This is a genomic window from Winogradskyella sp. SM1960, assembly GCF_020179375.1.
GTDB classification, from domain to species: domain Bacteria; phylum Bacteroidota; class Bacteroidia; order Flavobacteriales; family Flavobacteriaceae; genus Winogradskyella; species Winogradskyella marina.
The window spans coordinates 1,250,990-1,275,545 of the sequence record NZ_JAICBG010000001.1; the positions used below are offsets into that span (position 1 = coordinate 1,250,990).

General features: G+C 33.7%; 25 protein-coding genes. 8 read left to right on the forward strand and 17 right to left on the reverse strand.

The annotated features are described in order from the left end of the window. Positions 1 to 128: 128 nt before the first annotated feature. From K1X16_RS05280 to trmB, 6 genes are all read right to left on the reverse strand, one after another. Entirely contained in the window at positions 129 to 1,190 is a 1,062-nt protein-coding gene (locus K1X16_RS05280; protein ID WP_225035317.1) for an NAD(P)/FAD-dependent oxidoreductase, read from the reverse strand. A gap of 62 nt (positions 1,191 to 1,252) precedes the next feature. Continuing rightward, entirely contained in the window at positions 1,253 to 1,495 is a 243-nt protein-coding gene (locus tag K1X16_RS05285; protein ID WP_195870071.1) for a NifU family protein, read from the reverse strand. Positions 1,496 to 1,553: 58 nt separating this feature from the next. Next, positions 1,554 to 2,690 carry an Mrp/NBP35 family ATP-binding protein gene (locus K1X16_RS05290; protein WP_225035318.1) on the reverse strand — a complete coding sequence of 379 codons (1,137 nt, stop codon included), beginning with the start codon at positions 2,688 to 2,690 and terminating at the stop codon, positions 1,554 to 1,556. Between the two features lie 156 nt (positions 2,691 to 2,846). Continuing rightward, positions 2,847 to 3,176 (reverse strand): MGMT family protein, encoded by a 330-nt coding sequence (locus K1X16_RS05295; RefSeq protein WP_225035319.1) that lies wholly within the window; start codon positions 3,174 to 3,176, stop codon positions 2,847 to 2,849. Further along, on the reverse strand, positions 3,177 to 3,806 hold the full coding sequence (locus K1X16_RS05300; RefSeq protein WP_195870074.1) for a LysE family transporter: 630 nt from the start codon (positions 3,804 to 3,806) through the stop codon (positions 3,177 to 3,179). 3 nt (positions 3,807 to 3,809) lie between these two features. Beyond that, positions 3,810 to 4,484, reverse strand: coding sequence for a tRNA (guanosine(46)-N7)-methyltransferase TrmB (trmB, locus tag K1X16_RS05305; RefSeq protein WP_195870075.1), 675 nt, complete (start codon positions 4,482 to 4,484; stop codon positions 3,810 to 3,812). A 102-nt stretch (positions 4,485 to 4,586) separates the two neighbouring features. Between trmB and K1X16_RS05310 the strand changes: the two genes are divergently transcribed. Further along, positions 4,587 to 5,639, forward strand: a complete 1,053-nt coding sequence (locus K1X16_RS05310; RefSeq protein ID WP_225035320.1) for a glycosyltransferase — start codon at positions 4,587 to 4,589, stop codon at positions 5,637 to 5,639. Here the strand turns inward: K1X16_RS05310 and K1X16_RS05315 are convergent. Together K1X16_RS05315 and K1X16_RS05320 are read right to left on the reverse strand one after the other, a co-directional pair. Next, the gene (locus K1X16_RS05315) at positions 5,622 to 6,665 is read right to left on the reverse strand and encodes a sensor histidine kinase (RefSeq protein WP_195870077.1); all 1,044 of its coding nucleotides are present in this window, start codon (positions 6,663 to 6,665) and stop codon (positions 5,622 to 5,624) included. The genes K1X16_RS05310 and K1X16_RS05315 overlap by 18 nt on opposite strands. Further along, entirely contained in the window at positions 6,665 to 7,351 is a 687-nt protein-coding gene (locus K1X16_RS05320; protein ID WP_225035321.1) for a response regulator transcription factor, read from the reverse strand. The genes K1X16_RS05315 and K1X16_RS05320 overlap by 1 nt, the downstream gene beginning before the upstream one ends. A gap of 231 nt (positions 7,352 to 7,582) precedes the next feature. Here K1X16_RS05320 and K1X16_RS05325 point away from each other — a divergent pair, with 231 nt between their 5' ends. Continuing rightward, complete coding sequence (locus tag K1X16_RS05325) at positions 7,583 to 9,175, forward strand: T9SS type A sorting domain-containing protein (protein WP_225035322.1); 1,593 nt, start codon at positions 7,583 to 7,585, stop codon at positions 9,173 to 9,175. Between the two features lie 76 nt (positions 9,176 to 9,251). Next, entirely contained in the window at positions 9,252 to 10,232 is a 981-nt protein-coding gene (locus tag K1X16_RS05330) for an acyl transferase (protein ID WP_225035323.1), read from the forward strand. A gap of 176 nt (positions 10,233 to 10,408) precedes the next feature. Here the strand turns inward: K1X16_RS05330 and tyrS are convergent, their stop codons facing one another. Beyond that, entirely contained in the window at positions 10,409 to 11,719 is a 1,311-nt protein-coding gene (tyrS, locus tag K1X16_RS05335) for a tyrosine--tRNA ligase (protein ID WP_225035422.1), read from the reverse strand. 164 nt (positions 11,720 to 11,883) lie between these two features. On the opposite strand from tyrS, the gene K1X16_RS05340 reads away from it, so the two are divergent. Beyond that, positions 11,884 to 12,897 (forward strand): NAD-dependent epimerase/dehydratase family protein, encoded by a 1,014-nt coding sequence (locus K1X16_RS05340; RefSeq protein ID WP_225035324.1) that lies wholly within the window; start codon positions 11,884 to 11,886, stop codon positions 12,895 to 12,897. On the opposite strand, the gene K1X16_RS05345 is transcribed toward K1X16_RS05340, so the two are convergent. From K1X16_RS05345 to K1X16_RS05355, 3 genes are read right to left on the reverse strand one after another with little or no spacing between them, the layout of a single operon-like run. Then, positions 12,884 to 13,357, reverse strand: coding sequence for a DUF4296 domain-containing protein (locus tag K1X16_RS05345; RefSeq protein ID WP_195870083.1), 474 nt, complete (start codon positions 13,355 to 13,357; stop codon positions 12,884 to 12,886). The genes K1X16_RS05340 and K1X16_RS05345 overlap by 14 nt on opposite strands. A gap of 1 nt (position 13,358) precedes the next feature. Beyond that, positions 13,359 to 14,702 carry a dihydroorotase gene (locus tag K1X16_RS05350; RefSeq protein ID WP_195870084.1) on the reverse strand — a complete coding sequence of 448 codons (1,344 nt, stop codon included), beginning with the start codon at positions 14,700 to 14,702 and terminating at the stop codon, positions 13,359 to 13,361. A gap of 6 nt (positions 14,703 to 14,708) precedes the next feature. After that, entirely contained in the window at positions 14,709 to 15,431 is a 723-nt protein-coding gene (locus tag K1X16_RS05355) for a polyprenol monophosphomannose synthase (RefSeq protein ID WP_225035325.1), read from the reverse strand. A 316-nt stretch (positions 15,432 to 15,747) separates the two neighbouring features. Here K1X16_RS05355 and K1X16_RS05360 point away from each other — a divergent pair, with 316 nt between their 5' ends. Further along, complete coding sequence (locus K1X16_RS05360) at positions 15,748 to 16,398, forward strand: DUF4271 domain-containing protein (RefSeq protein WP_195870086.1); 651 nt, start codon at positions 15,748 to 15,750, stop codon at positions 16,396 to 16,398. 17 nt (positions 16,399 to 16,415) lie between these two features. Next, a complete protein-coding gene (locus tag K1X16_RS05365; protein WP_195870087.1) occupies positions 16,416 to 17,165 on the forward strand; it encodes a uroporphyrinogen-III synthase in 750 nt (249 codons plus the stop codon). Between the two features lie 84 nt (positions 17,166 to 17,249). Here the strand turns inward: K1X16_RS05365 and pckA are convergent, their stop codons facing one another. After that, complete coding sequence (pckA, locus tag K1X16_RS05370) at positions 17,250 to 18,866, reverse strand: phosphoenolpyruvate carboxykinase (ATP) (RefSeq protein WP_225035326.1); 1,617 nt, start codon at positions 18,864 to 18,866, stop codon at positions 17,250 to 17,252. 65 nt (positions 18,867 to 18,931) lie between these two features. Then, positions 18,932 to 19,321 (reverse strand): DUF423 domain-containing protein, encoded by a 390-nt coding sequence (locus K1X16_RS05375; protein ID WP_225035327.1) that lies wholly within the window; start codon positions 19,319 to 19,321, stop codon positions 18,932 to 18,934. Between the two features lie 81 nt (positions 19,322 to 19,402). Here K1X16_RS05375 and K1X16_RS05380 point away from each other — a divergent pair, with 81 nt between their 5' ends. Both K1X16_RS05380 and K1X16_RS05385 read left to right on the forward strand, forming a co-directional pair. Then, positions 19,403 to 20,767 carry a saccharopine dehydrogenase family protein gene (locus K1X16_RS05380; RefSeq protein ID WP_225035328.1) on the forward strand — a complete coding sequence of 455 codons (1,365 nt, stop codon included), beginning with the start codon at positions 19,403 to 19,405 and terminating at the stop codon, positions 20,765 to 20,767. Between the two features lie 90 nt (positions 20,768 to 20,857). Then, a complete protein-coding gene (locus K1X16_RS05385; protein ID WP_195870091.1) occupies positions 20,858 to 21,328 on the forward strand; it encodes an Lrp/AsnC ligand binding domain-containing protein in 471 nt (156 codons plus the stop codon). Positions 21,329 to 21,393: 65 nt separating this feature from the next. Here the strand turns inward: K1X16_RS05385 and K1X16_RS05390 are convergent, their stop codons facing one another. The 3 genes from K1X16_RS05390 to K1X16_RS05400 all read right to left on the reverse strand — a co-directional run bounded on the left by K1X16_RS05390 (position 21,394) and on the right by K1X16_RS05400 (position 24,442). Further along, positions 21,394 to 22,431 (reverse strand): aldo/keto reductase, encoded by a 1,038-nt coding sequence (locus K1X16_RS05390; protein ID WP_195870092.1) that lies wholly within the window; start codon positions 22,429 to 22,431, stop codon positions 21,394 to 21,396. 191 nt (positions 22,432 to 22,622) lie between these two features. After that, positions 22,623 to 23,582 carry a flagellar motor protein MotB gene (locus K1X16_RS05395; protein ID WP_195870093.1) on the reverse strand — a complete coding sequence of 320 codons (960 nt, stop codon included), beginning with the start codon at positions 23,580 to 23,582 and terminating at the stop codon, positions 22,623 to 22,625. Positions 23,583 to 23,680: 98 nt separating this feature from the next. Then, positions 23,681 to 24,442, reverse strand: a complete 762-nt coding sequence (locus K1X16_RS05400; RefSeq protein ID WP_195870094.1) for an exodeoxyribonuclease III — start codon at positions 24,440 to 24,442, stop codon at positions 23,681 to 23,683. Positions 24,443 to 24,556: the final 114 nt, after the last annotated feature.

Here is a 24,556-nt window from a genome sequence, read left to right on the forward strand (position 1 = left end):
ACTATAACACCGAATTTGTATTGAGATTTTTAAAGTAAAATTAGTTATTAATTGAAACCTGACAAGTTTTTGATGTTGAGAGATCTAATTTTCTTTTTACATTTAAGTTAGCACAGAAAATGGCCTGCTTATTCAAATGCTTTTACAACTGCCTTTGGGGCTTCTTTTCGTGATCCGTCAAACCCATTGACACCTGCAACCGTTGTATATTTTAAAACGTAGCGTTTACCTGGATTGATTATTTTATATGCAGCCTGACACATCAATGTCGCTTCATGAAAACCACATAAAATTAATTTTAATTTTCCTGGATAGGTATTTACATCACCAATTGCGAAAATTCCTGGGATATTAGTTTGGTAATCTAATGCATTGTTAACTTTAATGGCATTTTTCTCTATCTCTAATCCCCAATTTGCAATAGGTCCTAGCTTTGGAGATAAGCCAAATAATGGAATAAAATGGTCGCACTCTAATTCAAATTCTTTTTCTATGTGTTGCGCTTGTTTAACAACAACTGCTTTTACCTTATCATCGCCAACAATACCAATAACTTCAGCAGGAGTAATCAAGTTTATTTTACCTTCATTTTTTAATTCTTGAACTTTTTGAACAGAATCTAAATGACCTCTAAACTCGTTTCTTCTGTGAATTAAAGTTACACTTTCTGCAATATCACTTAAAAATATACTCCAGTCTAATGCAGAATCACCTCCACCTGCAATAACGACTTTTTTACCACGATACATTTCAGGTTCTTTAATCATATACTCAACACCTGAATCTTCAAAATCGGTGATATTATGAATTAAAGGTTTTCGCGGTTCAAAGCTTCCTAATCCACCAGCAATGGCGACTACCGGAGCTTGGTGTTTTGTACCTTTATTAGTGGTTACAATAAAACTTCCGTCCTCTTGTTTTTCGATGGTTTCTGCGCGTTCTCCTAATGTAAAACCTGGTTCAAACTGTTTACATTGCTCCATCAATTTTTCCGTTAAGTCACCAGCTAAAATTTCTGGATAAGCAGGAATATCGTAAATAGGTTTTTTAGGGTAAAGCTCAGTACATTGACCACCTTGCTGTGGTAAAGCATCAATTAAATGGCATTTTAATTTTAAAAGTCCGGCCTCAAAAACCGTAAAAAGTCCGGTTGGACCTGCTCCAATAATAAGTATATCTGTTGTAATCATGAATGTAAAATTGAGTACAAAACTACTAATGTTGTTGCAATAGAAATGTGATAAATGTCATACTATTTTTCAACATTAATAACTTTTTCGATTTGGGGTGCATATTTCTTAATAGTCATCTCTACACCAGATTTTAAGGTCATCTGATTAACACTACAAGACGTACAGGCACCTACAAGTTCTACTTTTACAAACTTATTATCATCGATAGATAATAAATTAATATCACCTCCATCGCTTTGTAGAAACGGACGGATTTCATCCAATGCTTTTTCTACGTTTAATCTAAGATCCTTTGCGTTCATTTTCAATCTTGTTTTCCACATCCTTCCTATTTCAAACATATAGGAACAGGATGTATTATTATTTTTTAACAGCAGAGCAACCTGCCATTGTTGTAATTTTAATGGCTTCGGTAGCAGGTAATGCATCGTTTCTATCCACTACTTGTTGAACAACATCTCGTGTAATAGCTTCAAAAGCGTCTTCAATTGGTGTTGCTGTTTGCATAGCGGCTGGTCTCCCCAAATCACCGGCTTCTCTTATACTTTGAATTAATGGTACTTCTCCTAAAAATGGGACCTTTAAATCTTCAGCTAAATGCTTAGCTCCTTCTTTACCAAATATATAGTACTTGTTCTCTGGAAGTTCTGCAGGTGTAAAGTAAGCCATATTTTCAATAATACCTAAAACTGGCACATTTATACTTTCTTGCTGAAACATAGCCACACCTTTTTTAGCATCTGCTAAAGCCACATTTTGTGGTGTACTTACTACAATAGATCCCGTAATTGGCAACGCTTGCATAATACTTAAGTGAATATCACCTGTTCCTGGAGGTAAATCTATTAGTAAGAAATCTAATTCTCCCCATGCAGCATCAAAAATCATTTGATTTAGAGCTTTAGATGCCATTGGTCCTCTCCAAATAACAGCTTGATCTGGTTTTGTAAAAAATCCGATAGATAATACTTTAACACCATAATTTTCTACAGGCTTCATTTTAGATTTACCATCAATTGTTACAGATAATGGTCTTTCGTTAGCCACATCGAACATAATAGGAATAGATGGTCCGTAAATATCGGCATCTAAAACCCCTACTTTAAAACCCATTTTAGATAACGTCACCGCTAAATTTGCCGTTACCGTAGATTTTCCCACTCCTCCTTTACCAGAAGCAACAGCGACAATATTTTGAATACCTGGAATTGCTTTTCCTTTTATTTCATTTTTTGGTGCTGCTGCAGGTGCATCAACTTTTACGTTGACTTTTATTTTAGCTTTTTCGTAAACGTCTTTGTGGATGGTTTGCAAAATTTCTACTTCAGTTTTTTTACGTGCTTGAAGTGTTGGATTTTTTATGGTAATATCTACAATCACCTCATCAGCAAAAGTAACAACATTTGTTACGGCTCCACTATCTACCATATTTTCTCCTTCACCAGGTGCTGTAATGGTTTTAAGTGCGTTTAAGATATCTTGTTTGTTAAGTTTCATAAGGTTTTAATTATATCAATTAAGTCTTTTCTGAATAGGTTTCGACTACCCTCAACCAGACAACATTTATATTCTTATTAAGATTAATTCTAAATGCAAAGATAAGTATTAAAGCTAGAAGAATGAAGCACGATGCTTGAAGTTTATTTTAGATCTTTAAAGATCCTTTACAGGGTCCCAATACACCGCTTCTAAATTCTGAATTTGATGGTCAACAACCTCAATTCCTTCACTTTCTAGAAGCTGCTGCATGAGATTAGTGCCTTCAAAATGATGCTTGCCTGTTAAAAGTCCTTTTCTGTTCACAACTCTGTGTGCTGGTACATCTTTTCCGTGAGAACCATTCATAGCATAACCTACTATTCTGGCACTTTTACCTGCACCTAAGTATTTTGCTATAGCACCATAACTGGTGACTTTTCCGTATGGAATTTTTTTAGCAACCTCGTATACTTTTTCAAAAAAACTAAGCGTCTCTGGTTGCATTTAGAAATCTCTTATGATATTAATAAAGGTAATTAATGCAACAATTCCGGTAATAACACCAATACTTAGATTCATACTTTTTTGAGACGTAAAACTTCGATCTTTAATCTTGTCGAAAAAGAAAATATAAAAATAGAGCATAACGAATGTTCCGGTTGCTGCACCTGTAACGTATGTAACGATACTTAATTTCTGAAAATCCATCCAGCCAAAAGACACCAAAGTAATGGTCATATAAGCCTGATACGGAATTGGAAAAATATTGAGCGCAGACAACAACATTCCATGCAGTAACCTACCATGTTTACTCTTTATTTCAGTCTCCTTTTTTATTTCTTCTTCCTTAGATGCTAGGACTAAAAAATATATGGTTATTAATACAAATATGACGAAAGCTACACGTCTTAAAATCTCTACAATATCTGGATGACTAGACAAATATCTAGCAAAAATCGCAGCCAAATACGTTTGAATGTAAACTACAATACAAACACCTGTAGAAAACATAATTCCACGCGCAGCTCCTTCCTTTAGGCTAATTCTTGCGGCTGTCATATTCAACAATCCTGGTGGAATAACACCAATCATCGCTACTATCAGACCAAGAAAAAAAATGACTGTTATACTCAAGTTTTAGTTGATTTTGAATCTAATATACGTAATTGCTTTGTCTTTTTCCAAATACTGACTTTCGTAAAAGGTTTGAATTTCAGTAACTTCTTCTGGACTGCCTTCTAATCTATATACGTTATGGTTAGCGTATAACACTTCTAAACCTAATCCATGTAGTAAGCCAAGCGTGTAACCATGCATAAATTCACTATCCGTTTTTAAGTGCATTAAACCACCTGGTTTTAAAACTTTTTTATAACGCTCTAAAAACTGCAAATTGGTCATTCGGTGTTTTGTGCGCTGGTATTTTATTTGTGGATCTGGAAATGTAATCCATATTTCATCAACTTCATTTTCGCTAAAAACACGATCTACAAGTTCAATCTGTGTTCTTATAAACGCTGCGTTTGGAATCCCTTCTTCAATCGCTGTTTTAGCTCCTCTCCAAAATCGAGCTCCTTTAATATCTATACCTACATAATTTTTATCAGCATTACGTTTTGCTAAACCCACGGTATATTCCCCTTTACCACAACCTAATTCTAAAACCAATGGATTGTTGTTTTTAAAAACTTCTGACTTCCATTTTCCTTTTAATTTATACGTCGCATCTACCAATTCTTCTCGTGTTGGTTGAAACACATTATGAAAGGTTTCATTTTCCTTAAAGCGTTTGAGTTTGTTCTTACTTCCCACTAAATTTTAGATTTATTAATAATTCGGTAAAATTAAGCAAACATTTTAGGTTTACCTTTGTTAAATACAACCTAATCTACAAATTAGAAATATTGCTATAAGTTGAATACAAAAAAAAGGATATTAGTCGCTCCACTAAATTGGGGATTAGGGCATTCTACACGATGTATTCCAATTATTAATGCTTTAATCGTAAATGGGTTTGAACCTGTCATTGCCAGTGATGGTATTGCCTTAGAGTTATTACAAAAAGAATTCCCAAGACTAAGCACCTTTGAATTACCATCATATAATATTACGTATGCAAAAAAAGCAAACGACTTTAAAATTAAATTATTAAAAGACTCACCGCATCTATTAAAAACTATTAAACGCGAAAAAAAGGTTATTAAGGCCTTAGTTGAAACAGAAGGCATTTCTGGTATTATTTCAGATAATAGATTTGGAGTAAGACATAAAGCTATTCCTTCAGTATTTATTACGCACCAATTACGCGTATTAAGTGGAAATACAACATGGTTAAGTAGTAAGTTACATCAAAAGATAATTTCGAAATTTACTGAATGTTGGGTGCCAGATCAAAGGGGAGCTGTTAATTTAAGTGGTGAATTAGGGCATCCTAAAAACTTTACGGCATCTGTAAAATACTTAGGACCTTTATCTCGATTTAAAAAACTAAACGTCGAAACCGAATACAATCTTCTTGTTTTACTTTCAGGACCTGAACCACAACGTACGTTTTTAGAAGAAAAACTTTTAAATGAATTAAAACACTATAAAGGACGTGTACTTTTTGTAAAAGGAAAAGTAGAACCAAGGCAACACAAAACGGTTATTGACAATGTGGTTATTTATAACTTTATGACGAGTAATCAACTTGAAATTGCCATCAATAAAAGCGACCTTATTCTCAGCAGATCGGGTTATACAACAATAATGGATTTGGAAAAACTTGAAAAGAAAGCATTTTTTATACCAACCCCTGGACAGTTTGAACAAAACTATTTGGCTCAAAGACTACATACTGAAAGTATAGCTCCGTATTGCAATCAAGATGATTTTGACATTAATATGCTATCTGAAATTGATGAGTTTAGCGGTTTTACTGCCAAAGAATACGAATTAAATTACAAGAAGCTATTTGGACTTTTCTAGTGTAAAAGAAAACTCACTTCCAACTCCTAACTCGCTTTCGATATATATTTTTTCTTCGTGTGCTTCAATAATATGCTTTACTATAGATAAGCCAAGACCTGAACCACCTTCTTTTCGTGACCCACTCTTATCTACACGATAGAACCGCTCAAATAAACGCTGAAGATTGGCTTTTGCAATACCTTCACCATTATCGGTAACTCTAATAATAGCTTTGTTTTTTATAAGATTTTCTATGCTTACTTCTGTAGTCCCTTTTTCGCGTCCGTATTTTATGGAGTTCACAACGAGATTGGTTAAAACTTGCTGAATGCGTTCTTTATCTGCATAAACCATTATGGGTTCGGGATAATCTATATCAAAAGTTAAGGTAATATTCTTTTTTGCAGATTTCATCTCAAAAAGATCAAACACATTTTGAACCACTTTAACCATATCAAAACTCTCCTTCTCCAATCTTAAATCACCAACTTCCAATTTGGTAATCATGTCTAAATCTTTAATAATATAGGTTAAGCGCTCGACTCCCTTTGTTGCTCTAGTTAAATATTTTTTCTTTATTTTTTCGTCTTCAACACCACCATCTAGTAGTGTTAGCAAATAGCTTTGAACAGTAAACAAAGGGGTTTTTAATTCATGGGAGACATTACCAATAAATTCTTTTCGATACTCTTCTCTAATTTTTAGAGTTTCAATTTCAAATTTATTGTTTTTGGCGTATTTATCAATTTCTTTTGTTAGCGTTCCCATATCTGTAGTAATGGGTTGTCTCCTTAAACTTGTAGATTCTAAAAGTGTTAAGTCATCATATATTTTCTTAACGCGTCTGTATATATAACGTTCAACTCTATATTGAATAATCCCAAAACAAATTGGGAAACAGACCAAAGAATAAAGCAGCAAGTGCCAACTAACTTTAGCATATAAGTGTAGAAAACCACCAACTAAAAACGTTGTAAACAAGGTAACATACAATCCTGTTCGCAACGCGAATTTATAAGATTTCTTAAGGCTATTATTTTGCATTAGTCAACAAACTTGTAACCAACACCTTTTACGGTCTTAAAGGATTTATCTCCAATTTTTTCACGAAGTTTTCTAATGTGTACATCAATGGTTCTTCCGCCTACAACGACTTCATTTCCCCAGACTTTATCTAAAATTTCGTCTCGTTTAAATACCTTTCCTGGTTTGGTTGCTAACAAAGATAACAATTCAAATTCTTTTCGAGGTAAAGCCGTTTCTTCACCTTTAATTGTAATTTTATATTCCTCTTTATAAATGGTTAAATCACCGATTTGCATTACGGCATCAACGCTACCTTCAGAATGTTTCAGGCGTCGCAGTAAGGCTTTTACTTTACTGATCAAAACTTTTGGTTTTATAGGTTTAGCGATATAATCATCTGCTCCTGCCTCAAAGCCGGCTACTTGAGAGTAATCTTCACCTCTTGCTGTTAAAAACGTAATAATAGTATCGCTTAAGCTCGGTTCTTCTCTAATGCGTTCACAAGCTTCAACACCATCCATTTTAGGCATCATTACATCAATAATAATTAAATGAGGTTGATGTTTTTTTGCTAATTTAACAGCTTCTTCTCCATTTTCACCTGTAATAACTTGATATCCTACTGCAGATAAATTAAACCCTACGATTTCTAAAATATCTAAGTCATCATCTACCAATAATATCTTAATGTCTTTTTTTTTCAATTGAAATAAGTTTTAAATAATTGTAAATATAAATTATATCTATGTTATGTTTCTAAAATTCTGAAATTGATAACAATTACCTAACATTGAAATTATAAAATCTTGACTATTAGAAACACCTGAAATTTACGATGTTATCATATTGTAAAATGGCAAGTATTAACGATTCTGATTATTATAGTTGACCATTTGTTCTTATATTTGTTACTTAAACCTTTATAACAAATAATTATGAAAAAAATTTACTTTTTATTATTTACATTAACCTCAATGCTTTCGTTTGCGCAAGGCAATGAAACTTTTGATGGCTTTTCTGTAGATGGAAACAGCTATGCTGATGGTACTTTTACAGGCCAAGATGGTTCTACATGGAACTACACACAATGTAGAGGAGACTACGAAATTACAGGACAATCGATAATGATTGGAAGAAACAGAAGTCCTCAAGCTGAATTTAGTTCAGGTTTAATTTCTGGAGGTGTTGGTACTATTAGTTTTAATTATATGCAGGCTTTTGGAACTGCTGTTAATTTAAATGTATTAGTGAACGGTGTAGTTGTAGGAAATGTAACAAGCTCAGACGAGCAAGATGTTATAAAAGCATCTGGAACAATCACGGTCAACACACCAGGTGATGTTACTATTAAATTTATAAATGCAGAAAATGGCGCAGGACAAGTTGCTGTTGATGATATTGTTTGGACAGGTTTTGCAGGAACTGCTCCTCCTAGTATTAGTATCTCAAGCCCAAGCGACAACACAACATTTGCTCCAGGCATGTCATCTGTAGATGTTGAATTCATTACAGCTAATTTAGCTGGTAGTGAAACTGTTACTGTAACAGTAAATGGTACTCCAAACACAAACGCAACAAGCCCTTTTACAATTGCAACTACTGATGGTGAAACTTACGATGTTACAGTTGATTTAATAGATGGTGGTTCAAGTGTAGATTCTGATATGATTACATTTAGTGTCGCATCTATAAACCAAGTCTCTAATATTACTGAATTGAGAGCTGGTACTCTTGGTGGTACTTACGAATTAACAGGTGAGGCTATTATATCTTATATCGTTACTGATGGTAGTAGAAACCAAAAATACATCCAAGATGGAGGAGCCGGAATCTTAATCGATGATTCTGCTGGTTTATTAAGTACTCCTTTTAATATTGGAGATGGTATTACAGGGTTAAGAGGACAGCTTTCTGAATTTGCTAATACGCTTCAGTTTGTTCCTACTCAAAACGTAGCAAGTGCGTCTTCTACAGGTAACACATTAACTCCAATCATTGTGAGTGTTTCAGATCTTTTAAACGATGGTGAAAACTACGAAAGCCGATTAATTACTGTAAATAGTGCAACTTTTGCTGATGCTGGTACTTTCGCTGATAACACTAACTACGACATATCAAACGGAGCGGATACAACTATTTGTAGAGTTGCATTTGGTGATGAAGATTTAATTGGTACTGCTATACCTACAACCGCTGTAAGCATTACTGGTTTAGGTGGACAATTCGATGAGGATTATCAAATTTTCCCAAGATACACTACTGATATTGCTGCACCATTAAGTGTAACTGATTTTAACACAAACGCATTCAGCTTATACCCAAACCCAACGAATACAGGTTCTGTGTCAATTTCTTCTACAAGTAGCGATGCTATCTCTGTACAAGTATTTGATATCTTAGGTAAGCAAGTAAAAAACCAAACGGTAACAAACAACACATTAAATGTGTCTAACTTAAAGTCTGGTGTTTACATTGTAAAAATCAACCAAAACAATACTTCTACTACTAAGAAATTAGTGATTAAGTAAGCTAATAGATTTATACCATATAAAAGCGTTCCGAAAATTATCGGGACGCTTTTTTTATTTTCCATATTTTTGCTGTATGATATCTAAAGACGCCATTTTCAATATAAAATCTAATGCTGAATGTGATGCTTTAGCATTGGATATTTTTAAGTTTCAGTTTAAAAACAATAAAGTTTATCGTTCGTTTTGTGACTTAATTAATAAACACCCAGCAGATGTAAAACAAGTTACAGATATTCCTTTTTTACCTATTCAGTTTTTTAAATCCCATACGGTTTTAAGCACGTCTTTAGACATTCAAAAAACCTTTTCTAGCTCAGGCACCACTGGAAATAATACAAGTAAGCATTTCGTTTCAGACTTAAACCTATACGAAGAGAGTTATCTAAATGCTTTTAAACACTTTTATGGAAACATTGAAGACTATGTAGTCTTAGCGTTATTACCATCTTATTTAGAACGCGACGGTTCTTCTCTTATCTATATGGTAAATGATTTAATTGAAAAATCTAACCAAACGGAAAGCGGATTCTATCTCAATAATTTAGACGAATTAGTAAACACACTAAAATCACTCGAGGCTAAAAAACAAAAAACACTACTCATAGGTGTTTCCTTTGCCTTATTAGATTTGGTTGAAGCACATCAACTCCAGTTGAAGCATACCATTATTATGGAAACTGGTGGAATGAAAGGTAGACGAAAGGAAATTATTAGACAAGAGTTGCATAAAATTCTAAAAACTGGTTTTGGCGTTAACCAAATTCATAGTGAATACGGAATGACAGAATTGTTAAGCCAAGCATATTCTAAAGGTAATGGTGTTTTTGAGTGTCCACCATGGATGAAAATACTAACACGAGACACTGAAGACGCCTTAACAATACAACCACTCCATAAAACCGGAGGCATCAACGTCATTGATTTGGCAAACATAAATTCGTGTTCGTTTATTGCGACTCAAGATTTAGGTAAAGTGTATAACAATGGTCAATTTGAAGTTATCGGAAGATTTGATAACTCAGATATTAGAGGTTGTAATTTAATGGCTTTGTAAGGAATTAAATTTTATTTCGACTTAACCTATGCTATGAAAAAGTAAGATTTTCAATAGTTGATTAATTGATTGGTAGTGGGTGCCCAAAAGTTGTTTTGGGCACTTTTTTTATATAAAAAGACCTGTCTCATATGTATAACGAAACAGGTCTTTTTTATATTTTTTAAAGCTGAGCCTTAAACAATTTCTAAAATAAAATTCGTTTTCTTTCCTCGGCTTAGAATAATATATTTATCATGAATTAAATCTTCCGTAGACAATACGTAGTCTTCCTTTACTTTTACTTTATTAACAGCTACAGCATTTTCCTTTAAAGCGCGTCTTGCATCTCCATTTGAGCTCAAAAAGGCTGTTTTCGCGGCCAATGCACCAATCATGTCTACACCTTCATTAAATTCTGCTTGCGAAATTTCAGCATGTTTCACACCTTCAAAAACATCTAAAAACAACGACTCTGATAACTGTTCTATTTCATTTTTAAAATCTTTACTAAACAAAATTGAGGATGCTTTTACCGCATTATCATAATCATCTTTACTATGAACAAATACAGTAATCTCTTCTGCTAAGCGTTTTTGTAATAATCTTAAGTGTGGTGTTTCTTTATGATCTTTAATTAAAGCTTCAATGGTTTCTTTATCTAAAAAGGTAAAGATTCTGATATACTTTTCTGCATCTTCATCTGAAGAATTCAACCAAAATTGGTAAAATTTATAAACCGATGTTTTATCTGCATCTAACCAAATGTTTCCACCTTCAGATTTTCCAAATTTAGAGCCATCTGCTTTTGTGATTAAGGGACAGGTCATGGCATAAGCTTTCGCTTGGTCTTCACCATCGTGCATACGTCTTACCAATTCTGTTCCTGTGGTAATATTTCCCCATTGATCGCTACCTCCCATTTGCAATTTGCAACCCATGGTTTTGTATAAATGATGGAAATCGTAGCCTTGAATTAATTGGTAGGTAAACTCTGTAAACGACATTCCGATACTACCTTCTTCACCAGAAAAACGCTTTTTTACAGAATCTTTAGCCATCATGTAATTTACTGTAATACGTTTACCAACATCTCGTGCAAAATCGATGAAACTAAAGTCTTTCATCCAATCGTAATTATTTACCAAAACTGGTGCGTTTTTGGCTGTAGAATTAAAATCTAAAAAACGAGATAATACTGATTTTATTCCAGTTACATTATGTGCTAAAGCAACTTCATCTAACAAGTTACGTTCGTCACTTTTACCAGACGGATCACCAATCATTCCGGTAGCACCACCAACTAAAGCAACCGGTTTATGACCTGCCTTTTCTAAATGAACCAATAAAATAATAGGCACTAAACTACCAATATGCAACGAATCTGATGTAGGATCAAAACCAATATAGGCTGTCGTCATCTCCTTGTCTAATTGCTCTTCTGTTCCAGGCATGATATCGTGTACCATTCCTCGCCAACGTAATTCTTCTACAAACGTATTTGCCATTGCTATTTTAGTTTCAGGTTTATGTTCGCAAAGATATGTTTCCACTTTTAAAGTCAAAAGACAATTTTAACTCAATTTAGCTCTCCAAATATTTATTTAATTCAAAACCTCATTATTCAAATTACACATTTTAAATAAGGCTTAAAAAAACGTAACTTTACCCAATGATTCTAGTCACAGGAGGTACAGGTTTGGTTGGTTCGCATTTACTTTTTCAACTTTTAAAAAGTAATGAACCTATACGTGCCATTTATCGTCGCGAAAAAACTTTAGCTCGCACAAAAAACGTCTTCTCTTACTTTTCAGATGATTCTGAATCACTTTTTAATAGAATTGAATGGGTGAAAGCAGATCTAACTGATATTCCTCAACTTCAAGATGCTTTTAAAGATATCACACATGTTTATCACTGTGCTGCCTTTATCACGTTTGAGCCTGATAAGTTTAAAGTTTTAAGAAAAATTAATATTGAAGGCACAGCTAACATCGTTAACTTATCTATTAGTCATAACGTTAAAAAGTTATGCTACATGAGTTCTATTGCTGCGATTGGACATCATAATAATCCCGATATATTAATAGATGAGCAAACCGATTGGAGTCCTGAAGATGACAATAGCGTGTATGCCATTACGAAATATGGTGCAGAACTTGAAGTTTGGCGCGGTACACAAGAAGGTTTAGATGCTGTGGTTGTAAATCCCGGAATTATTTTAGGAGCTGGTTATTGGCATGGCGGAAATAGTGGCGGTTTGTTTAAACGCATTTATAATGGTATGTCTTATTACACTAATGGTGTTACTGGTTATGTTGATGTTTGGGACGTCGTTAACGCCATGAAACAACTCATGGAAGGCAACATTAAAAACGAAGGTTTTATTTTAGTCTCAGAAAACTTAAGCTTTAAAACGTTTTTTTCAAATATAGCAAATCATTTAAACGTAAAGCCGCCAACAAAAGAAGCTAAACCTTGGTTATTAGGAATTGCATGGCGATTAGACTGGCTAAATCATAAACTTTTTGGTCAACGTAGGCAATTAGCCAGACAAGTCACTAAGTCTGCGATTAGTGTTACAAAATACGATGCTTCAAAACTAAAAAATACTCTAAATTTTGAATTCAAACCCATTGATTCAAGTATAGAAGAAGTCAGTACACTATTCCTTAAAAATCTTTAGGTTTTATCGTTTCAACATTAATGGTATCTATTGTCTTTTTAATAGAATCCTTAGGAGTTCGTTTTGATTTTGCAATTGAGTCTCTACGTCTATTTATAGAATCTGTTTCCTTTTTCTTAACCTCATCATAGTGTTGTTTTTTAGATTCTAGTCGCTCTTTCACCACATCAACAATCGCTTTATAGGTTTCGGCATCAAACGCATAATAAGCGTTACTTTCTGCAAACCGTGTACTGTCTATATTATATTTTTTTAAAATATAAAACTCTGGATCAAGATCATTTTTTTCTAAAGTTGCTCTGTTAACTCCTTTAGCGGCATTCAACAGATATAAGTCATAAAGCAAATCCGTCATTTGCGCTTTAGATATTAAATTATCTGGTTTTTTTGGTTTTTTAATACCATTGCAGGCCAAAAGCACAATACCTAAAACTAGTATAATATAGGTTCGTTTTAACATCTTATCTATTAAAGGTTAATCGTTGTCCTGCTTTAACGTCTAAAACATTAAAATTGTTATATACCAATTGTCCATTAACAAACGTATGGCTTATTCTACTTTTAAAGGTATTACCTTCAAAAGGTGACCATCCACATTTATAAAGAATATTACTTTTATTAACGGTCCATGGGCTTTGAGGATTTACAATTACCAAATCGGCAAAATAGCCTTCTTTTATAAAACCACGTTTTTCAACATTGAAAAGTATGGCAGGATTATGGCATGCCTTCTCTACAATTTTTTCAACAGAAATTTTACCTTTATGATGCGCTTCCATTAAAGCTACTAAGGCATGTTGTACCAATGGTCCTCCTGAAGGAGCATTGGTGTAATTATTATTTTTCTCTTCTAAGGTATGTGGTGCATGGTCTGTTGCAATAACATCTATTCTATCATCTAACAACGCTTTCCACAATTGGTCTCTATCTTTTGAAGTTTTCACTGCAGGATTCCATTTAATATGACTTCCTTTTTTAGCGTAATCTTCATCTGAAAACCATAAATGATGTACACAAACCTCTGCTGTAATCTTTTTATCCTTTAGTGGAATTTTATTTGAAAATAAACTCGTTTCTTTTCCTGTTGATAAATGAAACACATGCAATCTCGCTCCTGTTTTCTTCGCTAATTCAATAGCTCTTGAAGAGGAAATATAACACGCCTCTTCGCTTCGGATTATAGGATGCAATTCCATAGGAATATCATCACCATACTCTGCTTTATATGTTTCTAAGTTTCTTTTTATTGTGGCTTCGTCTTCGCAATGTACAGAAATGACCATGTCTGTGCTCGAAAATATTTTTTCAATCACTTTTGGATCATCAACCAGCATATTTCCTGTAGACGATCCTAAAAATAGTTTTAAACCTGCAACAGTTTTGGGATCAACTTTTAAAATCTCATCTAAATTATCATTAGTGCCTCCAAACATAAACGAATAATTAGCATACGATGCGTTGGCTGCAATAGCAAATTTCTCGTCTAATTTCTCTATAGTTGTGGTTTGCGGATTGGTATTTGGCATCTCTATAAACGATGTAATACCACCTGCAATAGCTGCTTTAGACTCTGTTTCTATGTTAGCTTTGTGTGTTAATCCTGGCTCTCTAAAATGTACTTGGTCATCAATCATTCCTGGAAACACATAATTTCCTTCTGCATCAATAACCATTATATCTGCCGATTTAACACTTATCGAATTGTCAATTTTTTTGATAATATTGTCTTCAATAAGAATATCTCCTTCAACAATTTTTCCTTCGTTGACAATTTTTGCGTTTTTTATGAGGGTATCTCGCTTCATATATCTTTACTTAGCAAATAAGCTTTTTAATTTTAAACTAATCACTCCAAATATAGCTTCGGTAATAATACTTCCACTCATTTTAGATTTTCCTTTGGTTCTATCCTTAAAAATAACAGGTATTTCTACAATATTGAACCCTTTTTTGTAGGCTTTAAATTTCATTTCAATTTGAAAGGCATAACCAACGAATTTTATGGACTTAAGATTGATGGTTTCTAAAACCACTCTTTTATAACAAATAAATCCTGCTGTAGAGTCTTTAACCGTCATACCCGTTATTAACCTTACGTAACGCGATGCTCCATAAGACAACATAATACGAGACATTGGCCAATTTACAACCGTTATACCTTTAACATACCGCGAACCTACCGCAACATCTGCTCCGTTAGTGGCACAAGCTTCATATAATCTTGTAAGATCGTCTGGATTGTGTGAAAAATCGGCATCCATTTCAAAAATATATTGATAGGATTTTTCTAAAGCCCATTCAAATCCGGCAATATAGGCCGTTCCTAAACCACTCTTTTCAGTTCGCTCTAACAAAAATAAACGATTCTGAAATTCTTGTTGCAAGCGTTTTACTGTAGCTCCTGTTTTATCTGGTGAGTTATCATCAACAATAAGTACGTGATATTCCTTTTGCTGTGCAAATACAGCTCTAATGATTGATTCTGCATTTTCAATCTCATTATAAGTAGGGATGATGACAATTGCGTCAGACATTAATTCACTTTTAAACACTCTTTTGAGTGACTTTTAGGATATGGACAAAAATAAAGTTTTTATATGATTAAATACGAGAATTAACGTTTTTGATAGATTATAACAACTAAGACTTGAAACTGTTTCATTATAAAACAAAAGATATATGACTTTATTATTTATTATGTTTTAAGCATCAATTTTAATCTAAAAATAATGAACTACATGAATTGAAAATTAGCAATTTTATGTAGTAGGCGATCTACTTAACTGTAATATTGAACGGAATTTAGCATTGAAATGGATGTTAACTTAAAATTCTTACTAATTTAGCAGCATGCGAAATTATATAACACACGAATGGTTTACCATCTTCACAATCATAGGATTGTTTACCATTGTGGTGGCAAAATATTTAAATACGCTGCGCTTTAATGACTTTTTGTATGTGATAGGAAGTCCTAAATACCTAAAAATATATGCTAAAGATCAAAAATTTATAGATCAGTTTGATAGTTTTCTGTTTGTAAACCTCTCGCTATCATTAAGTATCTTTATATATTTCACCTACAACACCTTTGTATCACCTGTTGATTTTGAACTTGTTTCGTTTCTAAAGTTAGTTTTTGCAGTTTCTACTATTATAATTATAAAAACCCTTTTAGAACGTTTAATTGGGAGCCTATTTGAAATGGATAGTTTAATAGACGACTACTTGTTTCAAAAAACAACGTTCAAGAATTTTTCTGGCCTTATCTTTCTAATTGCGAATTTGTTTCTATTATACACAGATATCGCCGTCAATATTATTATAATCGCAGCTTTATCACTTGTCTTTCTGATAAATGCAATTGGATTTATATCTTCACTCAAAACACATCTAAAATTAATTAATCCCAATTTTTTCTATTTTTTGTTGTATCTTTGCGCTCTCGAAATTGGGCCTTATGTTGTTTTATATAAGGTTATTAGGGAGTATAACACTTAAAAACACCTAGTTTACGTATGAAAGTGAAAACGATTTTAGTATCGCAGCCAGAGCCTAAAATAGAAAATTCTCCATACTTTGATTTGCAAGAAAAGCAAAAAGTAAAAGTGGACTTTAGACCCTTCATTCATGTTGAAGGTGTATCCTCTAAGGATGTGAGACAGCAAAAAGTAGATCTTACAAAATACACAGCTATTATTCTTACAAGTAGAAATTCAGTAGATCATTTTTTTAGAGTAGCAGACGAAATGCGCTTTAAAGTACCAGATTCTATGAAGTACTTTTGCCAGTCTGAAGCTGTGGCATATTATTTACAGAAATACGTGGTTTACAGAAAACGTAAAATTTATGTAGGTAAACGTACGTTTGAAGATCTAATGCCATTGATTAAAAAATATAAAGACGAATCGTTTTTATTACCAACTACAGATAAGGTTAAACCTATTATACCTGAATTATTAGATAACTTAGGCGTCAATTGGAAACAAGCTACGTTTTACAAAACAGTCATCAGTGATTTATCTGATTTGTCAAATGTTACTTATGATATTTTAGTATTCTTTAGTCCATCTGGTATAGAATCTTTATTTCATAATTTCCCAGATTTTAAGCAAAACGGAACTCGAATTGCGGTGTTTGGAAACACAACTGTAAAAGCAGTAAAGAAAAAAGGTTTGCGCGTAGATATTTCTGCACCAACACCAGAAACACCTTCTATGACCATGGCCTTACAAAAGTATATTGACACTGTAAACAAAGGGAAGTAATAAAATCTTTATTGTTTCTATTTTATATAAAAAAAAGCGATTCAAAATTTTGAATCGCTTTTTTTAGTTTATAAACAGTACTTATTAAAACGCATAACGTTGAGGCCCTCCACGTCGCACTTCTTCAGAAGCATAAGACTCAAACTTTTTAAAGTTTTCTCTAAAGGCATTAGATAATTTAAACGCCATGTTGTAATACGCTTCATCATCATTCCATGTAGTTCTAGGACTCAACACTTCTGTTGGTACTCCAGGACACGTTCTTGGTTGTGCCACGCCAAACACAGAATGAATGTGGTAATCTTCATAAGTATAATCATGTAAATCGCCATTTAAAGCCGCATTAATCATAGCACGTGTGTATTTTAATTTCATACGCGTTCCTACACCGTAAGGACCACCTGTCCAACCTGTATTCACTAACCAAACGTTAACTCCTGCGTCCTTCATTTTCTTACTTAACATAGCTGCATATTCTGTTGGGTGCAACGGCATAAAAGGTGCTCCAAAACACGCTGAAAAACTTGGAACAGGTTCTACTACTCCAGCTTCTGTACCCGCAACTTTGGCCGTGTAACCAGAAATAAAGTGATATGCTGCCTGACTCGGAGTCAATTTAGAAATCGGAGGCAACACTCCAAAGGCATCTGCTGTTAAGAAAAAGATGTTTTTTGGATTTTTACCTATTGATGGTTTCCTAATATTTTCAATATGATAAATTGGATAACTAACTCTAGTATTTTGAGTTATAGATGTATCAGCAAAATCAACATTGCCATTATCATCCATAATTACATTTTCTAGAATGGCTCCTTTTTTAATGGCTGCAAAAATCTCTGGTTCTTGTTCTTGTGATAAGTTAATCACTTTCGCGTAGCAACCTCCTTCAAAATTAAAAACGGTATTTTCTTTTGTCCAACCATGTTCGTCATCACCAATTAAACTACGATTTGGATCTGTGGAAAGGGTTGTTTTTCCTGTTCCCGATAAACCGAAGAAAATTGCTGTATCACCTTCTTTACCAACATTAGCACTACAGTGCATAGGTAAGGTATTCTTAAATACAGGAAGAATAAAGTTTAACGCCGAAAAGATGCCTTTTTTAATTTCACCTGTATAGCCAGTTCCTCCAATTAAGGCAATTTTGCGTGTAAAGTCTAAAATCGCAAAATTGTGTTGACGTGTACCATCGACTTTAGGATCTGCCATAAAACCAGGAGCATTGACTACAGTCCATTCTGGAGAAAAATTCTCTAGTTCCTTTTCCGTTGGACGTAAAAACATGTTATAAGCAAACATATTACTCCAAGGATACTCATTAATGACTCTAATATTTAACTTGTAATTTTCATCTGCACAAGCATAACTATCACGTACATAAATCTCTTTGTCCGATAAATAGTCAATAACTTTATCGTAAAGTTTTTGAAATTTATCACTATCAAAAGCAATATTGATATCTCCCCACCAAATTTTGTCTTTGGTGACATCATCTTTCACAATAAATCTGTCCAATGGAGAACGACCTGTAAACTCACCTGTATTAACCGCTAAAGCGCCAGAAGAAGATTCTACTCCTTGGTCTTTTGAAATGGTTTCAGCATGAAGTTCATCTGATGATAATTGATAATTTACTTTCGCATTTTTAATTCCATATTGATCTAACGAAATCGTTTTCGTTGATTGGGAATGATTTGCCATAATATTTGTGTTGTTTAATGCTGCAAAATTAAAATTTTATTTGGAAACCACACCTTTGATTAACATTAATCGACCTTATTTCTTATTATATCGATTAACATCAGTACCCAAGCCATAATTAGGAGTAATCCTCCAATAGGTGTTATAAACGCAACAGTCTTAAAATCAAAACTTAAAAGCGCGTTTGTAGCCAATCCATATATAGAGCCCGAAAAGAAAATAACACCAATAAGCACTAAATAAAAAATAGGTTTTTTCATGTTCAAACTCACAATTGACGTCCCTCCTAATATGAGAAGAAAAAACGCATGGTATAACTGATAACGCACACCAGTTTCAAAGGATGTAATAGCATCCGAATCAACTAATTTTTCTAAACCATGTGCAGCGAAAGCTCCCAAAATAATACCTAAAATACCTAAAATTGCTCCAGTTATTAATACCTTTCTATTCATAATTAAAACGTTAATTCGGTTTCTAATGCATGATGTATTTATTACATTCGTGCAATACAAAATTAGTTATATAAACTCATTATGCGAAACATATTAATTATTGGAGCAGGAAAATCTTGCTCATACCTTATAAAATATTTACTCGATAATTCTGAATCCGAAAAACTTCATCTCACCATTGGCGATCTCAATGTAGATAATGCTAAAAAGCTCGTTGGCTCGCATCCCAATACAGAGGTAATTCATTTAGATGTATTTAATGCTGACTCAAGAATTCCTGCGATTAAAGCCGCAGATATTGTGATATCTATGCTTCCTGCACGGTTTCATATCGAAGTTGCTAAAGATTGTATTACTTATAAAAAGAATATGGTCACGGCTTCTTATGTGAGTCCAGAAATGCAAGCCTTAGACGAAGATGCTAAAGCCAACAACCTCATCTTTATGAATGAAATTGGTGTAGACCCAGGTATTGACCATATGAGTGCTATGCACGTTATTGACCGCATTAGAGCCAAAGGTGGAAAAATTATATTATTCGAATCATTTACAGGTGGTTTAGTCGCCCCTGAAAGTGATAATAACCTTTGGAACTATAAATTTACTTGGAATCCAAGAAACGTGGTGGTTGCTGGACAAGGTGGTGCCGCAAAATTTTTACAAGAAAACAAATTCAAATATATTCCCTACAACCGTTTATTTAGACGTACCGAATTTTTAGATGTAGAAGGTTACGGCCGTTTTGAAGGCTATGCCAATAGAGATTCTTTAAAATATCAAGATGTTTATGGTTTAGAACATGTAAAAACATTATACCGTGGTACTATGAGACGTGTTGGTTTTAGTCGCGCATGGAATGTTTTTGTACAACTTGGAATGACGGATGATAGCTACACCATTGACGACAGTATAAATATGAGCTATCGCGATTTTGTAAATTCGTTTTTACCATACAGTCCAACGGATTCGGTTGAGCTTAAGTTTAGACACGCCTTAAAAATAGACCAAGATGATATGATTTGGGATAAGTTTTTAGAGCTTGATATCTTTAGTTCTGAAAAAATGGTAGCACTTGATAAAGCAACACCTGCTCAAATTCTTCAGAAAATCTTAATGGATAGTTGGACGCTTAGCGAAGATGATAAAGATATGATTGTGATGTACCATAAATTTGGATACGAACTCGATGGTGAAAAGCATCAAATTGATGCTACTATGGTAACCTTAGGAAAAGACCAGACCTATACAGCGATGTCTAAAACGGTAGGCTTACCCGTTGCTATTGCAACCTTAACAATATTAAATGGTGAAATAAAAACACCTGGTGTACAAATTCCAATTACAAAAGAAGTCTATGGACCTATCCTAAAAGCAATGGAATCTCATGATGTCATCTTTAAAGAATATGAAATGCCTTATTTAGGTTATAACCCTTTAAATGTATAAATTGAATATTTTTATATAATAATCTTTAAAAGCGTTTCGTATTGAAACGCTTTTTTTATCTTTCACTTTCAATTTATTAGACAACTACTTATGAAGATTAGCGATAGCGGTATTTATATTGACGGCATAGACAAAAAAATACTACGCGCATTAATGGAAGATGCGAGAACACCTATTCTAGAAATTGCTCGTAATGTCGGAATTTCTGGTGCTGCGATTCATCAACGTATAAAAAAGCTTGAAAAATCAGGCCTTTTAGCCGGTTCAAAATTTATGATTAACCCAAAAGCTTTAGGTTATACCACCATGGCTTTTGTTGGTGTCTATCTCGATAAAGCCATTAGTAATCCTGAAGCAGTAAAGCAATTACAAAAAATTCCTGAGGTTATTGAATGTCATTACACCACAGGAAACTGGTCTATTTTTATAAAGATTCTTTCAAAAGATAATGAGCATTTAATGCACGTGCTTAATTCTGAAATACAAAGTATAAAAGGGGTTTCGAGGACAGAAACGTTTATTTCTTTACAAGAACAAATTAATCGTCAGATTAAGATTTAAACAATTCCTGCCTTTTCAACTTCGCTCAAGATTAACAACAGCAGGAACCTCATTTATTAAACCTCTTATGGCGCAGGATTTGGGATTTCAGAATGTACCTTATCAATAGCTTTCAGCACATCATCTGACAATGACATATTAATACTATTAATATTTTCAGTGAGCTGATCAATATTAGTGGCTCCAATAATATTACTCGTTACAAATGGTCTTTCATTTACAAAAGCTAAGGACATTTGTGCCAAAGACATATTATGATCTTCAGCAATTTTTAAATAGCGCTTTGTAGCTTCTGTAGCATTTGTACTACTATATCGTGAAAAATGCGTAAACATATTCAATCTTGCATTTTTAGCCGCTGTTCCGTTTATATATTTACCAGATAAAACTCCAAATGCCATTGGAGAATAGGCTAATAAGCCAATATTCTCGCGCTGTGCAACTTCTGCTAAATCACCTTCAAAAACTCTATTAATTAAAGAGTATGCGTTTTGTATGGTAACCATTCGAGGTAAACTGTGCCTTTTAGATTCTTCTAAATAACGCATCGTTCCCCAAGCTTTTTCATTAGAAATACCAACTTGTCTTATTTTTCCTGACTTAATAATCTCATCTAAATGATGAAGAATTTCATTAAAATTATCTTCCCACTTATCTTTCGGATTATTCTTATAATCACGTACACCAAAAGTATTTGTATTACGTTCTGGCCAATGCAGTTGATATAAATCTATATAGTCGGTTTTTAAACGTTTTAGACTATGGTTTACAGCATCGTTGAGCGCTTCCTTACTAAAACCATTGGTCCTTATATGCGCTGTATAATCTCCCGTTCCAGCTATTTTTGAAGCTAAAACAACTTTATCTCTGTTTCCCGTTTTAGCAAACCAATTACCAATAATGCGTTCGGTTTCAGCATAGGTTTCTTTTCTTGCCGGAACAGGATACAATTCTGCTGTATCAAAAAAATTAACCCCTTTATCTAAAGCAAAATCCATTTGAGCAAACCCTTCGTCTTGTGTGTTTTGGTTGCCCCAAGTCATGGTGCCTAAACATATTTTGCTAACTTTTATGTTTGTATTTGGTAGTGTTGTGTATTTCATCTCATTTCCTACGAAAGCAGGACTCTCGTTTTAGTTCAACATTTAGTTTCTAAATTAGGTTTCGTCTGCGCTCAACCCGACAGTAAATATAAGCAGACCTCACAGGTTTTAAAAACATGTGAGGTCTAAAAAATTGTTAATTCGTCATTGTAAATCACGCTTTGATGCTTGATTTGCAATGGCGTTCTGATTTATATTTCATTTAACAACTTAGAAATCTCATCTAACTTAGGTGTTAAAATCACTTCTATTCTTCTGTTCTTCGCTTTACCATCAGCTGTATCATTCGTTGCTATTGGTGCAAATTCACCACGACCTGCTGCGGTTAAGTTTTCAGGATTAATTGCGGCATTTTCTCTAAGAATATTTACAATCGCTGTGGCACGTTTTGCCGACAAATCCCAGTTACCACTCAATTGTGCATTACCTTTATATGGTACATTATCCGTATGACCTTCAATCAATACTGAGATTTCAGGATTTTCAGCCAAAACGCTTCCTAATTGTTTTACCGCTTGCTTTCCTTGTGCTCCAACATACCAGCTTCCAGATTGAAACAACAACTTGTTTTCCATAGAAATATATACTTTACCATTGCGTTGTTCAACAGTTAAGCCTTTGCCTTCAAAATTAGTTAAGGCCTTAGAAATGGCATCTTTTAATTTATGCATGGCAGCATCTTTACTGGCAATAACATTTTCTAATTCAGCAACTCGTTGCGAACGACTTTCTAATTCTTGCTTTAAAGTATTTAAGCGTTCGTTTTCTGCTGCTAAGGCTTGTTCTTTTGCTTCTAATTGCGCTAATAATTCTCTGTTTTTCTGTGAGTTTTTAGCAATCGCAGCCGAACTGTTTTCTTCTAAAGCTTGGTAAGAGGCTTTTAAAGTTTCTAAATTAGATTTCGCTGCGGCATAATCTGCCTGAAGTTTATCGCGCTCCGCAACCGCTTGGTCGTAGGACGCTTGTAATTGATTTAAATCATTAGTCAATTTTGTATTATCACTTGATAATGTTTCTAATTCATCCGATAAACCTCGGTTTTCTTGTTTTAAATTGGCGTATTTATCTTCAAGGTCTGTATAAATTTTCTTCGACACACAAGAGGTAAATAATGTAATCGATAAGGCTAAGATTGAAAGTTTTTTAATCATTTTTATTTATTTTTATATACGTTTTAACACCCCTAAAGTCCCCTCAAGGGGACAATCTAAATTAGGAACTTTAAGGGTAAAAATCTCTTTGTTAGTAATTATAAGTCTAGTTCCAATAAAATTGGACAATGGTCACTATGGACTGCTTCTGTTAGTATAACGCTGCGTTTTATTTTTTCTTGTAAAGGTTTGCTCACCATGGCATAATCTAATCGCCAACCTTTATTATTCGCTCTAGAGTTTGCGCGATAACTCCACCATGAATATTCCTGACGCTCAGGGTTTAAATACCTAAAACTATCTATAAACCCACTATCAATAAACGCACCTAACCACTCGCGTTCTTCAGGTAAAAATCCTGAAACACCTTTCATTTTTGGATTGTGAATATCAATTTCTTCATGACAAATATTATAATCGCCACATACCACCAAATTTGGTTTTTCTGTTTGAAGTTCGGTTAAATATTCTTGAATAAGGTTCATGTATTCAAACTTATGCGATAATCGAGCATCATTAGTTCCAGAAGGTAAATACATACTCATTACAGAAACACCATCGTAATCTACTCTGATATTTCGACCTTCAAAATCCATAGATTCTATTCCAGTACCGAATTCAATATGCTTAGGTTCCGTTTTACATAAAATAGCCACACCACTATAGCCTTTTTTCTGTGCACTAAACCAATAATTAAATTTATAACCTGCTTCGGTAAACACCTCTAAATCGAGTTGCTCTTCCATTGCTTTAATTTCTTGCAAACAAATAACATCTGGATCTGTCGCTGTTAACCATTCTATAAAACCTTTTTTTAAGGCTGCTCTAATACCATTAACATTATAAGACACTATTTTCATACACATTTCCCAAAAAAACGGGAACCTCATTTTAGTTATACATTCGATTAACCGCTAAATTAAATAATACGCTACTTTTACACCATTATTTTAAGCTTGTTTTAACGATAAAAT